A 14,728-nucleotide genomic window follows, 5' to 3' on the forward strand; every position below is an offset into this window, starting at 1 on the left:
TATTGATAAATTAAAATAAATCTCGCAGACCATTTAATAATTAAAACACAAATGGCAAATGAATACAAACGCCGGGGATCTGCGAGAAGATTTTAATAATTAAAATTTCGTGTAACTTAATCTTTCTTTTGATAGGTTGCCAGTTTCAGGGCATCTTTGATCATTTTGCCGGGACGGAAAACTGCCTTTACACTTTTGATGCTTGCTGCGGAAACATCTTTTTCTTTTTCTTCACCGGTACTGGATCCGCCAGCCTGCAATGTAAAATATTCGCCTACATAGACGATCTTTCCATCCGCCACATCTTCGGCAATTTTGGAAAATGTACTTTCCAGAACGGCTAGGATATCTGCTTTGGAAACTGTGGACATTGCGCCGGCGTGTTTGGCAAGATCTGCCAGTGTGGTTTTACCGTCGCCAACGATATTGGCGTAATATTTTGCGGGCTCATTTCTGTTTTGCGGGTTCGCTCTTTGAACCGCATTAAATTTAATTGACATTTTATTTGTGTTTTTAGTTAAAATTGAATTTCTTCAACTGGGTAAAAGTATAAAAAAATAATGATCATACAAAAAAATTTGTAGAAATATTTTAACCTTAATGAGTTAAAAATAGATAATATATCAAAACACACGTGTCTATAGTTTAAAACACACGTGTGTTTTCATTAAAACTCTCGTGTCTTTTTGTGAAAACTCTCGTGTCTTTTTATACACCCTTGCGGATGCCCTGTTCATCGGACTTGCAGAAGGCTGTTTTTGGAGCTGATTATTATTAATATTATATCATTCTTAATTATAAAAATGAACACAAAAAATCCCTTAGCAGCTTAAACTAAGGGATTATACTTATCTTAAAGTTCTTTCAAAGGATCCCAGAACAGGGTTTTAAAATCTTTGATCTTCCAGTTTTCCTGAACGACTACTTTTTCTTTTTCTAACCTTTCTCTGAACGAAGGAACCGATAATTTTCCGGTACTGCTGATGACTCTGTGCGCGGGAACATCTTTTGGACAACCACCCATTGCATTGCCAACGTGGCGGGAATGATTGGGATAACCAACGGCTTTTGCCACTGCGCCGTAAGTGGAAACCCGCCCTTTTGGGATGAGTCTTGTGATCTCATAAACCTGTTGTTTGAATAGATCGTTCATTTTTTTATAATCTTCTTTTACACTGAACCTGCAGCCCGACTTGAGTGGAAATCCTTTTTTGCTAAATGCTTATCTCCAATCAAAGATACAAATCTCCGGCAAAAAAGATTGGGAACGGAAGGCGGATAAAGCTGCCAAAAAAATATTAAAACTCTAGCAACTTAAGCTTCAGCTGAACTCCGAAGTTATCCTTAAAGTTACTTGTATTATAATACCCGACTCTATAGAAAAATGCCAGATTGAATCTTGAGCTCAGGAAGTTATTATACTCAAAACCGACTTCCTGATAAAGATGATCAAGCGGTGAAAAATTCTCTACCACGTGGTATTCCGGATTCTTCAGATCACCTGCAATACCTCTGTAGATGATATTGAAGCTGGAAGTGTTCTTACCAAAGCTTTTGAAATACCAAGGGATCTGGTGCGAAACGTAATAGCCTGCAAACTTATCATTGAAATATTTCCCGGAAGTCATCGTTGCAAATCCCAAATAACTGGTCAAAGAGAAATTGGATAAGATACCGGTACCGCTGTTGGCATCCAGACCACCCATCTCGAAAAGGTGCCACATTGGAGCTTTCCCAACATAGTATCCTCCGTACGCACGAGCCAGTGTTGTACCCCAGGCTGTACGGAACTGGTGTGTCAGCAAGGCATCGAATCTGCTGTAATTAAACTCACCTCCTAAACTTTTATACCCTTGCTCATAATTAAGAAAAGCCTCAGGGAAGTTCTGTTCATAGGTGTATTTGCCGTAAGGTGTCATAATATTGCGGCTGTTCGGAGAGAATTTGATGGTTGCCATTGAGCTGAAATTCTCAAACTTTCTGGACATTCCCATAAACTCATACGGGTAGCCTGCTTCTTCGTTCTGTTTTTTACCCGACAAATCCAAAGTCAGAGAATTGGTAAGATCTACCTGATACCCCAGTCTGAAGCCGTCGTATTTATAATATTTGTCGTTTCGGATGGACATTCCGCTGTTATTGATATTCATCTTGGCGCTCCAGAGATTCTGACTGAACCTTCCGGAAGCTGCGACATCATTGAAATATTCGACTCTGAAGAATGAGTTTCTCTGCAAAGTTGTTCGGAAATCTACACCTGCACCGTACTTAAAACCACGATCTTTGAAACCATAAGCCAGATATACATCAGGAGAAATATACTTGTTGAATCTCTCATTCAGTTTAAATCCTGCACCTAATCTAAGACCTTCATATCTGTTATATTTGGTTTGCAATGGATTGATATCCACCATTCCAACAGTGAATTTAGCCCTCAACAAAGCAGTAAGCACCTGAACCTTTCTGTCCAAAGTATATTTTTTTCCCAGACTGTCGATCTTGACATAAGTGAGTTTTTCTCTGGCAGAGAGACTGTCCGTTCTGTATTGTTTAAGGAGTGTTCCGTCCGTATTCTCGACACTCATTGTATAGCCGTTGAACTGTGAAGCTTTAAGATCTACCGGTGTTTTGAAGTCGAAATAGTCAGCTTTCATATAAGCATAGTTCCCGAATTTTTTGACACCTTCGAGTCTTGCCGCTTTCTCTTCGGCAGTTTCATTGTCCTTTTTCTGAATAGTTTCAAATTCTGAAACACCCATTTTGATCTTGAGGTTTTCTGTTTTCAGAAACCACTTGTCATTGATTGGAACCCAGATCGAAGTGATGTTTCCATCAGACTTCACTTTGCTGTTGCTTTCTATCTTTTTGATGGCGTAAGAATCTTTGTCTATGTAGAGATAGCCATTGTATTTTCTTCTGTTGATCGGTACTTTGTAATCTACCTGTCGGAATCTGATGACATAATTCATTCTGCCTTCGATCTCGATAGAGTCTGTAAGGAAATATCGATAAAGGCTTCTGTTTTCTGGTAAAATTTCTCTTGGAATTTTGTCTCTGTTGGACCTTAAAGCAAGCATTTCGTAAACCGGATTCTTCAAACCGGAAATCCTGTTATCCAGAATATTAACTTTCTCGCCATACTTTTTGGAGTAGAGAAATTCCATTGCGCGTTCCCAAAGAAACAGTTTGCTGTCTTTTGCCACCGACATCATCTGTTCGCCTTCTATAGAATCTTTTTTGTCTTTTTCTTTCTTGGGAAGCAATCTGTTGGTAGCTCTGGAAAGAGAATCTTTCCTTGCTTCTACGAATCTCGAATAATCCTTAATACTGTCTTCATCCAGATCAAAAGACATTTTTTCGTAAGATTTATAGGAATAAGAATCCAATGCGTTCGGAGAATTTTCTTTGAACCTTTTGAAAGTTTTATCTATAATTGCCAGCGCACGAGGATCGGTCTGATTGGTAAGAACAACACCTTCTATCTGTGTACTTTTGATATTATCTCTGTCAAGGGCTAGTTCCATCACTTTATCTACGACTACTTCATCTCCGATATAATTATCGATTTCTACGTCCACTTTCGGGCATTTAGTTTTAAAAGTTGTAATTCCTTTATCATTTGTTCTACCCAAAATCCTCCCGTTACAAGAAACTGTTGCACCCTTGATTGGTTTCTGATTATCGGATCTGGTGACGGTAAGCGTGCTTTGTGAATAAAGCAAGGAAAAGGAAATTGAGAATAAAAGCAGGTAGAGCGATCTCATCATAGTATCAGTTATTTTAAAAGATTAAATATTAACCTTAGTCTGTAGGCAATTTATCAGCCAATCTTTAAATTTACTGAAATAAAAAACATCCCACAGATAATATGAGATGTTTTGAATAATTTATTTTCGATTTCCTAGTTCAGTTCGAAGTAATTGAGGTTTGCATTTCCGGCTTCGAAGTAAAGCCTTAGTTTATTTTCTCCTTTGTCAATGTTTACATTATCCAGAGAAACTGTTTTCCAGATATTCTTTCCTGTTGGTGGAAGTTTTACCGTTGCAAGGTCGTCGCCATTTTCAGTTTTGATGACCAACTCAGAAGCTTGACTGGATTCATTATTATAACGAATGTTAGCTTTATACTTTCTTGCCTGAGTGCTTTTCACAGTATATTGAAGCCACTCGCCTTTTTCGGTTTTTCCGACGTAATATTTATTATTGATCTTATCATTGCAAAGATAGATATCAACACCGTCATTCCGCATTTTATTTCCTGAGTTCCATTCTGTGTGGCTTCCTGTGCTTACCCAGAGATTCTGAAAATCATTATCCGAATAAGCACTTCCGAATCTTCCAAGATCATAGTTTGTGGCGAATATTCTTCCGGGAACACTATTGTCTTTGTAAGGCCTAGTCGACTCATCATTCACCTGTCGGAACATCGCATCTATTACATCTTTCTTGATTTCTACGTTTTCCATTTTGTAGTTGTCAGCTATTTTCATCAAGGCTTTTTTGGCAAATTCCTTTGAAGGTTTTTGTCCACCATTTTTCCAGTAATTCAGTAGTTTTTGATAATCTGAAGTTATCTTAACGTTTGTTACGCCTGCGATATTATCAATCTTTTTCATTGGCCAATAAGCATAACCGATGTTATTTTTCAATAATAATTGATTAAGCTCCGTAAACCAAACGTTGGAATTTTCCCCCGTCTCTCCCAACCAAACCGGAACATCCAGCTTTTGACGCATATCTATAATATTCTGAATCGATTCTGTTGAGTTGGTTGTCCAGTATTTATGAAAACTAAGAACTATATTGTCGTCCCAAAGTTTAGGCAGACCGTTGTAATTATTTCCCCATCCATTACCTTCAAGAATGATAATATGGTTTTTGTCAACTTGTCTAATGGCGTCCGAAATATCTTTCTGAAGTTTCCAAAGTGGCGCATTTGACATCTCGTCTGTTCCGTTTGGATTCTTGCCTGTGAAACCATAATTCGGTTCATTGATCATATCATAACCTGCAATCCATTCTTTATCTTTGTAACGTTCTGCCAGTTTTTTCCAAAGTGCGATTGTCTTTTTCTGATTTTCCTGGCTTTGCCAAAGATTAGGTTTGGTCTTATCATTATCCGAAATATTGGCGTCGTTGCCCTGTCCGCCAGGTGTAGCGTGAAGGTCTAAAATCAAATAGATTTTGTTGTCCTCGCACCATTTCAAAAGGTCGTCTGTCATTTTGAAACCTTGTTCCAGCCAGGTATTTTCGCCTTTCACTTTTTCTTTCTCTATGGGTAAAGTATAAAGGTCATAATGCATTGGAAGTCTTATGGAATTGAATCCCCATTTTGCTAAGGAATCGATATCTTTTTTGGTAATTCCGTTTTTGAGATAGGCTTTATAGAATTCATTTTTACCATCTTCTCCTGCAACTTCTGCAATCTTTTCTTTGATTTTGAATTGAGGTCCGGCAAAGTCATCGGTCTTTAGCATATAACCTTCCTGAAGCATCCAGCCGCCCAATCCAAGACCTTTCAGATAAATATTCTCACCTTTCGAATCCACAATTTTCTGACCTTGAGTCTTTAAAAACCCTTGAGATGTCCCAAATTGAGACAATAATAAAGCACAAAACACGGTATATCTCATCATAATTTTGATTTTGATAAAGATAATATTATTTTCTTAACCAAAAATAAATTTGGAAAACTTTAAATATTAACTGAATTTCATATTCTGAATTCGTACCGCATTTAGGATTGCAAGCAAGGCTACACCAACATCTGCGAAAACTGCTTCCCACATATTTGCCAATCCGCCAGCACCTAAAATCAATACAATTATTTTGACACCGAAAGCCAAACCTATATTTTGATAAACGATTTTCTTGGTAGCTTTTCCGATTTGTATTGCTGTAGAAATCTTCGAAGGCTGATCGGTTTGGATGACGACATCTGCGGTTTCTATCGCTGCATCGGAACCTAATCCGCCCATTGCGATTCCGACATCACTTAAAGTTAAAACCGGTGCATCATTGATTCCATCGCCAACGAAAGCTACTATTTCTTTTGGATTTTTTTTCAGGTTTTCCAATTCTTCCACTTTACCTTCGGGAAGCAAACTTCCAAACGCTGAATCAATGCCTAGTTTTTTAGCAATATTTTGGGTTAATGTGTCTTTATCGCCGCTCAGCATCATCGTCTTCACACCAGCGTTTTTAAGTTGCTTGACTGCCAGTTCTGCATCTTCTTTCACTTCATCAGAAATCAAAACATAACCTTTATATTGATTATCAACTGCCAAAACAACTGTTGTTTCTACAATCTGGTCTAACTCTGAAGGATAATTGACATTAAAACTTTTCAGCAATTGCGTGTTTCCTGCGAGAATTTGTTTTTGATTAATGACAGCTTTGATGCCTTTTCCTGAAATCTCTTCTACAGATTCCGGATTTTGATTTGATGGATGAAATTGCGAAATCGCTTTTGCAATCGGATGCGTGGAATGACTTTCGACTGAAGATAAAATTGATAGAAATTCAGATTCAGAAATATCATTGGTCACCACTTTCTGAACTTTAAAAACACCTTTCGTAAGTGTTCCGGTTTTGTCCATTACAACGGTTGTCACATTTGCAATCATATCTAGGAAATTGGAACCTTTGAACAAAATTCCGTTTCGTGAAGCTGCGCCTATGCCACCAAAATAGCCTAAAGGAATTGAAATGACCAAAGCGCAAGGACAAGAAATAACCAGGAAAACCAGACCTCGATAAAGCCAATCTCTGAAAATGTAATCATCAACAAAAAAGTACGGAATGAAAGTTATTAATAAAGCCAAAACGAAAACAATTGGCGTATAAACCTTTGCAAATTTTCTGATGAATAATTCGGTTTTTGCTTTTCTGGAACTTGCTTCCTGAACCATTTCTAAGATTCTGACAATAGAACTATTTTCGAATAATTTGGTGGTTTCAACTTCTATCACTTGGTCGAGGTTCAACATTCCGGCAAGAACATTTTCTGATTTTTTGATGGATGAAGGTTTGCTTTCGCCTGTCAAAGCGGATGTATCGAGACTTCCTTTTTCTGAGATTAAAATCCCATCCAAAGGCACCTTCTCGCCAACTTTAATTTGAATTTTTTCGCCGACTTTTACTTCATTTGGAGAAATTGTTTCCCATTTATTGTTTCGGAACACTGTGGCTTCTTTTGGACGAACATCTAATAACGCTTTGATATTATTTTTAGCTTTGTTGACAGCAGATTCCTGGAACATTTCGCCAATCGTGTAAAACAGCATTACAGCAACACCTTCCGGAAATTCACCGATTGCAAATGCTCCAATTGTCGCGATTCCCATCAAAGAAAATTCATTGAAGAAATCAAAACTCTTAGCCAACTGAAACGCATCTTTGAAAACCGAAAATGCCACTAAAACATAGGACACAAAATACCAGCTGAATCTCAGCCAAACGTTGTTTGTAAACCAATCCGCTTTAACCCAAAAGTCTAATATTAAGCCGGAAAAGAATATCACCAAACTGATAATCAATCCCAATTTTGAATTGCTGTGAGAATGGTCGTGGTCGCTGTGGTCGTGTTCTTCGTGGTTGTGTTCTTTTTTTGGTTTTGTACCGCAACATTTTTCCATATCGAATAATTTTTAACAAATGTAGCGGTAATGCAAATGCAATGCTATTGCAAAATTAGTTGGCTGATGGCAATTGGTCCTTAGCGATTGGCGATTGGTCTAAAAATAAATACTGTGAGTCTTCGAGAGCCTCAGACTGACAAGAGAGGATGTTTTAATTATTGAAAGTAGTTTCAAGGCAATTTTCGCAAATGCCTTTGGCAAAAAGTTTTATTTCATCGATTCTGAAATCGGTTTTCATACTTTCGGGGAACGAGATATCTTCTTTGCAGGTGGTTTGTTTGCAGATTTTGCAATAGAAATGGAGATGCCAGTCTTTGTGCGTTGTCTCGTCGCAGTCGTCGTGGCATAATTTGTATTTTGTGGTTGTATTTTCCTGAATGCTGTGAACGATTCCTTTTTCTTCGAAAGTTTTTAAGGTTCGGTAGATTGTGGTTCGGTCGGCGTTGTCGAAGTGATTTTCGATTTCGGATAAGGAGGTTGCGACTTGTTGTGAGCTTAGAAAATCGTACACCAAAATTCTCATACTTGTTGGTTTGGTATTTTTGTGGATGAGTTTGTTTTCGATTTCTTTGTTCATAATGTATTACCTGAAATGAAATTATTAATATTAAATTTTAACGCAAAGTCCGCAAAGATTTTTTGACATTATTGAAAATATTTTAAGGTTCGCAAAGGCGTAAAACTCAGCAAAGAAAAAATACCTCTAATCTTTGGTCTAAATCATATTTGATTAAAAAATATGAACCTTTTACAAAACCCCTAGCCCCGATGGGAACGGCATCCTTTTTTATTTTTTTGGTACTGAGCTTCAATTGGAAGACAAAACGTCTGAAAAAATAAAAAAGATATAGTGGACAGCGGGATTAAGCTCCTAATCAATTGTATTATCTTAAATTTTCCGATCAAAGTTACGGGAAATAAGTCGGAATTTTTTGATGAATTAACGGATAATAAATACCTTTGAAAAAAAATTAAAATGGGCGTAGCGGATTTGTTATTCAAAAGAAAAAAAGAACTGGCTGAAAAAAACCTGAGAAGTGGTCAGGATTATATGGTTGAAAACGGGAAAAGAGAAAGCGTGACGATTTTGCCAAGTGGTTTACAATATGAAATTCTGGTAGAAACGGAAGGTCCAAAACCGACAGCGAAAAGTACAGTGAAATGCCATTATCACGGAACCACCATTACTAGTAAAGTTTTTGACAGCTCCGTAAAACGTGGAAAACCAGCTTCTTTTCCATTGAACAGAGTAATCAAAGGTTGGACAGAAGGTTTGCAATTGATGTCTGTTGGCAGTAAATTTAGGTTTACGATTCCGCCACATTTGGCTTATGGTGAACAAGAAGTGAGCAAAGAAATTGGTCCAAACAGCACATTGGTTTTTGATGTGGAACTGTTGGAAATCAAGTAATTTGAAAAAAATTGAATTTAATTGTCGGATTGCATTGTAGTTATTAAAATTATTTTTATTTTTGCAACCTGTTAATCAACCTCTGACGAAGGACGTGAATGTTGCTTGGCTTGACAAAACAAATTTTTTATTACAAAAAATGGATTTAGTAAAATACGTACAAGATAAGTACATTACGAAAAAAGAATTCCCAGAATTCAAAGCCGGTGACACCATCACTGTGTATTACGAGATTAAAGAGGGTGCTAAAACAAGAACTCAGTTCTTCAAAGGTACTGTAATCCAATTGAGAGGAACTGGTCTTACTAAGACTTTCACTATCAGAAAAATGTCTGGTGATGTTGGTGTAGAGAGAGTTTTCCCTATCAATATGCCTGCACTTCAAAAAATCGAAGTTAACAGACAAGGTAAAGTTAGAAGAGCAAGAATCTACTACTTCAGAGACCTTAGAGGTAAAAAAGCAAGAATTAAAGACAAGTCTTACGGAGGTAAAAAATAATCCTGAGATTTTCTTGAAATATAAAAGACCAGCAATTTTGCTGGTCTTTTTGTTTTTTAAAGCTAAATGAATTTTTTATACCAACCCTAAAGGGAGAAAATTCATTTAAAATTTCATCAAAATTACTCCCTTTAGGGTTGGGGAAATAATTTTGATGAAATTTTATTTAATTATTAAATAACACCCAACTCTTTCCCTACTTTCTCGAAGCCTGCAATTGCTTTGTCAAGATTTTCTCTGGAATGCGCTGCAGAAAGCTGAACACGAATTCTGGCTTTTCCTTTTGGAACAACAGGATAGAAGAATCCAATCACGTAAATTCCTTCTGATAAAAGTTTCTCTGCCATTTCCTGCGCCAACTTTGCATCATACAACATCACCGGAACAATAGCTGCATCTCCGTTTGGAATGTCGAAACCTTTGGCTTTCATTTCTTTTCGGAAATATTCTGCATTTTCCATTACTTTGTCTCTCAGTGATGTATCTTCGGAAATCATATCCAAAACTTTGGACGCGGCACCGACAATTCCTGGTGCCAATGAATTTGAGAATAAATAAGGGCGAGAACGTTGTCTCAGCATATCGATGATTTCTTTTTTGCCGGAAGTGAATCCACCTAAAGCACCACCCAAAGCTTTTCCTAAAGTTGAAGTAATGATATCAACTCTTCCAATCACATCATTTGCTTCGTGCGTTCCCCGGCCGGTTTTTCCTATGAATCCAGTTGCGTGAGAATCGTCTACCATTACCAACGCATCATATTTATCTGCTAAATCACAAACGCCTTTTAGGTCAGCAACAATTCCATCCATTGAGAAGACGCCGTCGGTCACGATGATTTTGAAACGGTGATTTTTTTCGGAAGCGGCAATCAATTGAGCTTCCAGATCCTGCATATTATTATTCTTGTAACGATATCTTGCAGATTTACAAAGTCTAACCCCGTCAATAATAGAAGCGTGATTGAGTTCGTCTGAAATAATAGCATCTTCTTCTGAAAACAATGGTTCGAAAACACCACCATTTGCGTCAAAACACGCGGCGTACAAAATGGTATCTTCCATTCCTAAGAAACTGGAAATCTTAGCTTCCAAATCTTTGTGAATATCCTGAGTTCCGCAAATGAAACGAACGGACGACATCCCGTAACCGTGAGAATCTATGGCATCTTTTGAAGCTTTCATAACTTCCGGATTATTGGATAATCCCAGATAATTGTTGGCACAAAAGTTAAGTAACCTCTTGCCGCCAACTTCAATCTCTGCACTTTGCTGGGAAGTGATGATTCTTTCTTTTTTGTAAAGACCGTCGTTTTCTATATTAGTTAGCTCGTTTGTAATGTTTTCGAGGAATTTTTGTGATATCATTTTTATTGATTTTCGATTTTAACAAAAATAAAAAAAGCACTTCAATTGAGTGCTTTTTTTAACTTTTTTATGTTTTGAATATCGATAATTATCTTTGAACATTGAATTGCAGCAGCCCGGCTTGAACGGAGCTCTTTTTCTTTTTTCTAAAAAAAGAAAAAAGCGGGAGTGGAAGACGGAAAAGCTGCCCCAATAAATATATTATTCTTTTATAATTTTAACTGACTGATCGTTAAACTTCAAAATATAAGTTCCTTTAACCAATGTCGAAATGTTAATTTCTGAATCTGGATTTGAAGTTCCTTTTTTGATTAATTTTCCATCGATTGAGAAAATTTCATAATCTGTTGACTTACTTGAACCAGAAATTTTGATATATGATTTGGCCGGATTAGGATAGACATTGATATTATCTCTATTAATATCGTTTACAGCAAGCGTATTATCCTTAGTAACTGTAGATCCTTTTGTGATGATTTGATTTTCATAGTTAAAAGTAACACCCGTCACTGTGAAAGCTACATCCTGAGTAAAATACTGATTGTTAGAGGTATGATCCAAAACAAAATAAGCAGTTTGTCCGCCTGATCCTGTCACTTTTATTGGAAGCGGCATTTCAAAGAAGCTAACTGTAGAGCTACTTCTGGTTTGCCCAACACGGAAAGTCAGTTTTTTGGTTGTTGTATTCTGAGTCCATCTGATCTGATAAATCGGATAACCTTCTCCATAGATCCAATCATTGAAAAATCCAGTGAAGTCTTTTCCTGTATAAGATGTCAGGAAATCTCTAAAATCCGTTGTTTTCACATAATTATATGCAAATGCCGGATTATTCTGGTAGGCTTTCAAAACGGCATAGAACTGATCGTCGCCGAGAATCCATTTTATCATTCTTAATACAAAACCTCCTTTAGCGTAAGTTAATCTTCCGTCAAAAACTCTGTTGATATCACTCAATCCAGAGTCAGGAACATACACACTTCCACCAGAACTGCTTGTAATATCATTTATCTCACCTGCAAGATAATTTTGAAACTGAGAAGGACTCATTAATAATTTTTCATAAGTCAAATGCTCACCAAATGTTGCAAAACCTTCATTCAGCCAGATGTCATTCCAAGTTCCGCAGGTAAGCTTGTCTCCAAACCACTGATGCGCTAACTCGTGGCAAATCAAACCTTCACCAAAACCGACCATTGAAGTCATTGTCGCGTGTTCCATACCACCACCCCAATTGAATTGCATGTGTCCATACTTTTCGTCTCTATACGGATATAATCCAAATTTATCTTCAAAATTCTGCATACAACTTGTTGTCCAGTCGAGGCTTGCCTGTGTATCTGCATTTGCATCAGCCGGATAAACGTAGTTAAGGAAAGGAAAAGAACTTCCTGTTGTAGTAATCGTGGAATTCATTTTTGTATAATTGGAAATTCCTAACGCAAAAAGATAAGCGGGGATTGGATAATTGGTTTGCCAATAGGTAAGCTTCTTTCCGTTTCCTAGTATAGTTTCTGACATCAGTTTTCCATTTGAGCCAACTGTATATTGAGCCGGCGTGGTAACTTTGATATCCATTTTTTCTATTTTATCATTCATGCTTTGTTTTGTCGGCCACCAACCTTTTGCACCATAAGGTTCAGATAATGTAGCTAAGACCGGATCTCCGGCAGGCGTTGTTCCTGCTTCAAAACTGGCAAATGCACCTGTATTAATAGGAACTCCGCTGTAAGTTATTGATAAAGAATCTGTAGTCTGAGCTGTCAAAGCTGCCGGAAAATTAATTTTAATTTCATCTGAACTCAATTGCTGAAAAGTCAAATTCTGACCGTGATATTTTACTGTAGAAACTGTCAGAATCTTTGCTAGGTCGAAATAAATATTACTGGAATTTGCCAACATTTTAAAATGAGAAGTCATTGTTCCGGAAACGAACTGCTGTGTAGGATCAAGATCAAACTCTAATCTAACATATTGTAAATCATAGTTTAATGTATTCGGATTCACATTCACATCCAAAATCGATCGGGAGGCAGATTTTTTTTCAGATCTAATCAACCCTTTTCTTTCAATATTACCAAATTGTCCGAAAAGCGAACCAAATGTTAAACAAATAATCACTAATGTGTAAAAACGTTTCATTTTATTTAAAAATTTACTTCAAAGCTACAAAAAAACTCACAAGAAATTGCGAGTTTATAATTTTATAAATTGTTAATTTTTATAGATCTAAAGTCGGATCAAGAAGCTGTTCCATCCTGTCTTTTACCTGAGCCGCAGAACCCGCATAATTATTAATCAGCAGAGAAAAAGCCAATGTTCTGTTACTTCTTGTTTTGATGTAACCAGCCAAGCATTTTACGTGATTCAGGGTCCCGGTTTTTGCAAATATCTGCCCGTTTGAGTTCAGGAGAAACATATGTTTCAATGTTCCGGTTTGTCCTGCAATTGGTAAAGACTCCATATATTCTTTATAATATGGTGATTTCATCAATGCTGTCAAAAATTTAACCTGAGAGATCGGCGTCACAGTATGTGCTTTGGAAAGTCCGCTTCCGTCCATATAATTGAGTCCGGCAATATCGAAATTAGTAGCTTTCAAATGCTCGGTTACCACGACTCTGCCGGATTCTGTGGTCTGATCTCCAAGTTTCATAAAACCGTTGGATTTCAGGATTGCTTCCGCATAACCATTATCGCTTCTTTGATTGGTGTAAGCCACAATTTCTGCTAAGGTTGGAGATTTATAATTGCTTAGAATTTCTCTGGGTTCCGGATTTCCGTCAACAATTTTTGGCGTTACTTTTCCTACAACTGTGATTTTATTTTTAACCAAACTTTCTCTCAGTTTATTGGCTAAAAACGCTGGTGGTTCTGCTACTTTTGTGGTTACCCAACTGCCTTCATATTTGTCTGCATAAACCAGTTTATTGGCATAAGGCGATATATAAAAATATTTTTTTTCCTGATTAAAAGGATTATTTGATTGGCTTACAATCAGTTTTTCATTTCTTGGATTGATATCTTTCGTCGTTCCGACTGGGAGAAAATAATTAGCTTGTTCCAGCCAGACAATATTCTGAGGAAGTTCGGTTTTATTCTCTTTGAAAATCGCCGTCTGAATAATAATATCGCCTGTGATTTTCTTAATACCTTTTTCCTGGATCGATTGCAGATATTGGTTTACAATCTGTCCGTAACTTGCTGCACCACCTCTGTTTCCACCCAATGACGGATCGCCGCTTCCTACAATATAAAGATTACCCGTCAAAACACCGTCTGCATCTATACTTCCGGAATATTCCAATTGCGTGTTCCATCTGTATTTCGTCCCTAGAAGCGAAAAAGCAGTCTCCGTCGTCAATAATTTTGTTGTAGAAGCAGGAATCAAAGGTGCCGTTTCGTTATAAGAAGTAACGATCTTGCCAGTTTTCGTATCATACACTACAAATCCCCAGTTTGCATTTCTCAATACCGGATCGGTAAACATCTTATTGATATTAAACTCAATTTGTTCTTTCGGAGACAACAGCGCCTTTTCTGCAGTAAGATCCTTTACAAGATTCTGCTGATCAGCAACTTGTGGATATGTAGAAACTGCGACGCTACCTTGCGAAAATACAAATGAGGAAAAACCAATTGTGATGATTGAAAAATAATTTCTAATTTTATTCATTCTCAAACAATTACAATTTTTATTGAATTTTTATTAATTAAGTTTTAAGATCATTTAATCTTATTAACATAACTAAGTAAAGTTAGAGAATATTGCCATAGAAATTACGGTAAACCGTAATAAAAGAATCAAAATT

Annotated in this window: 11 protein-coding genes; 2 read left to right on the forward strand and 9 right to left on the reverse strand. The window is 37.0% G+C overall.

Annotated features, from left to right (window positions below; translation table 11 throughout):
* Positions 1 to 116: 116 nt before the first annotated feature.
* The 6 genes from ACFJGY_RS13325 to ACFJGY_RS13350 form a co-directional block, all read right to left on the reverse strand.
* Positions 117 to 500 carry a DNA-binding protein gene (locus tag ACFJGY_RS13325; RefSeq protein WP_379964709.1) on the reverse strand — a complete coding sequence of 128 codons (384 nt, stop codon included), beginning with the start codon at positions 498 to 500 and terminating at the stop codon, positions 117 to 119.
* Between the two features lie 353 nt (positions 501 to 853).
* Complete coding sequence (locus tag ACFJGY_RS13330) at positions 854 to 1,153, reverse strand: MGMT family protein (protein WP_379964711.1); 300 nt, start codon at positions 1,151 to 1,153, stop codon at positions 854 to 856.
* A 145-nt stretch (positions 1,154 to 1,298) separates the two neighbouring features.
* Positions 1,299 to 3,767 carry a hypothetical protein gene (locus tag ACFJGY_RS13335; protein WP_379964713.1) on the reverse strand — a complete coding sequence of 823 codons (2,469 nt, stop codon included), beginning with the start codon at positions 3,765 to 3,767 and terminating at the stop codon, positions 1,299 to 1,301.
* Between the two features lie 134 nt (positions 3,768 to 3,901).
* The gene (locus ACFJGY_RS13340; RefSeq protein ID WP_379964714.1) at positions 3,902 to 5,635 is read right to left on the reverse strand and encodes a cellulase family glycosylhydrolase; all 1,734 of its coding nucleotides are present in this window, start codon (positions 5,633 to 5,635) and stop codon (positions 3,902 to 3,904) included.
* 66 nt (positions 5,636 to 5,701) lie between these two features.
* The gene (locus tag ACFJGY_RS13345; protein WP_379964716.1) at positions 5,702 to 7,636 is read right to left on the reverse strand and encodes a heavy metal translocating P-type ATPase; all 1,935 of its coding nucleotides are present in this window, start codon (positions 7,634 to 7,636) and stop codon (positions 5,702 to 5,704) included.
* Between the two features lie 154 nt (positions 7,637 to 7,790).
* Positions 7,791 to 8,216: a Fur family transcriptional regulator gene (locus ACFJGY_RS13350; protein ID WP_379964718.1), complete on the reverse strand. Its 426-nt coding sequence runs from the start codon at positions 8,214 to 8,216 to the stop codon at positions 7,791 to 7,793.
* 399 nt (positions 8,217 to 8,615) lie between these two features.
* On the opposite strand from ACFJGY_RS13350, the gene ACFJGY_RS13355 reads away from it, so the two are divergent.
* Positions 8,616 to 9,050 (forward strand): FKBP-type peptidyl-prolyl cis-trans isomerase, encoded by a 435-nt coding sequence (locus tag ACFJGY_RS13355; RefSeq protein ID WP_074719289.1) that lies wholly within the window; start codon positions 8,616 to 8,618, stop codon positions 9,048 to 9,050.
* A gap of 139 nt (positions 9,051 to 9,189) precedes the next feature.
* Positions 9,190 to 9,549 carry a 50S ribosomal protein L19 gene (rplS, locus tag ACFJGY_RS13360; RefSeq protein WP_133943841.1) on the forward strand — a complete coding sequence of 120 codons (360 nt, stop codon included), beginning with the start codon at positions 9,190 to 9,192 and terminating at the stop codon, positions 9,547 to 9,549.
* A 173-nt stretch (positions 9,550 to 9,722) separates the two neighbouring features.
* Here rplS and kbl read toward each other — a convergent pair whose 3' ends face one another.
* The 3 genes from kbl to dacB form a co-directional block, all read right to left on the reverse strand.
* Positions 9,723 to 10,916 carry a glycine C-acetyltransferase gene (gene kbl, locus ACFJGY_RS13365; protein ID WP_379964721.1) on the reverse strand — a complete coding sequence of 398 codons (1,194 nt, stop codon included), beginning with the start codon at positions 10,914 to 10,916 and terminating at the stop codon, positions 9,723 to 9,725.
* A gap of 201 nt (positions 10,917 to 11,117) precedes the next feature.
* Positions 11,118 to 13,058, reverse strand: a complete 1,941-nt coding sequence (locus ACFJGY_RS13370; protein WP_379964723.1) for a M1 family aminopeptidase — start codon at positions 13,056 to 13,058, stop codon at positions 11,118 to 11,120.
* Positions 13,059 to 13,137: 79 nt separating this feature from the next.
* Positions 13,138 to 14,592: a D-alanyl-D-alanine carboxypeptidase/D-alanyl-D-alanine-endopeptidase gene (dacB, locus tag ACFJGY_RS13375; protein WP_379964725.1), complete on the reverse strand. Its 1,455-nt coding sequence runs from the start codon at positions 14,590 to 14,592 to the stop codon at positions 13,138 to 13,140.
* Positions 14,593 to 14,728: the final 136 nt, after the last annotated feature.

Origin of the sequence: Epilithonimonas sp. UC225_85, assembly GCF_042695135.1 — a bacterium.
Lineage (GTDB): Bacteria > Bacteroidota > Bacteroidia > Flavobacteriales > Weeksellaceae > Epilithonimonas.

Excerpts from the sequence above, each read along its gene's own strand:
- ACFJGY_RS13335 (WP_379964713.1), bottom strand. The coding sequence starts at position 3,767 with ATGATGAGATCGCTCTACCTGCTTTTATTCTCAATTTCCTTTTCCTTG.
- ACFJGY_RS13350 (WP_379964718.1), bottom strand. The coding sequence starts at position 8,216 with ATGAACAAAGAAATCGAAAACAAACTCATCCACAAAAATACCAAACCA.
- rplS (WP_133943841.1), top strand. The coding sequence starts at position 9,190 with ATGGATTTAGTAAAATACGTACAAGATAAGTACATTACGAAAAAAGAA.
- ACFJGY_RS13325 (WP_379964709.1), bottom strand. The coding sequence starts at position 500 with ATGTCAATTAAATTTAATGCGGTTCAAAGAGCGAACCCGCAAAACAGA.
- ACFJGY_RS13340 (WP_379964714.1), bottom strand. The coding sequence starts at position 5,635 with ATGATGAGATATACCGTGTTTTGTGCTTTATTATTGTCTCAATTTGGG.
- ACFJGY_RS13355 (WP_074719289.1), top strand. The coding sequence starts at position 8,616 with ATGGGCGTAGCGGATTTGTTATTCAAAAGAAAAAAAGAACTGGCTGAA.
- ACFJGY_RS13370 (WP_379964723.1), bottom strand. The coding sequence starts at position 13,058 with ATGAAACGTTTTTACACATTAGTGATTATTTGTTTAACATTTGGTTCG.
- ACFJGY_RS13330 (WP_379964711.1), bottom strand. The coding sequence starts at position 1,153 with ATGAACGATCTATTCAAACAACAGGTTTATGAGATCACAAGACTCATC.
- ACFJGY_RS13345 (WP_379964716.1), bottom strand. The coding sequence starts at position 7,636 with ATGGAAAAATGTTGCGGTACAAAACCAAAAAAAGAACACAACCACGAA.
- dacB (WP_379964725.1), bottom strand. The coding sequence starts at position 14,592 with ATGAATAAAATTAGAAATTATTTTTCAATCATCACAATTGGTTTTTCC.
- kbl (WP_379964721.1), bottom strand. The coding sequence starts at position 10,916 with ATGATATCACAAAAATTCCTCGAAAACATTACAAACGAGCTAACTAAT.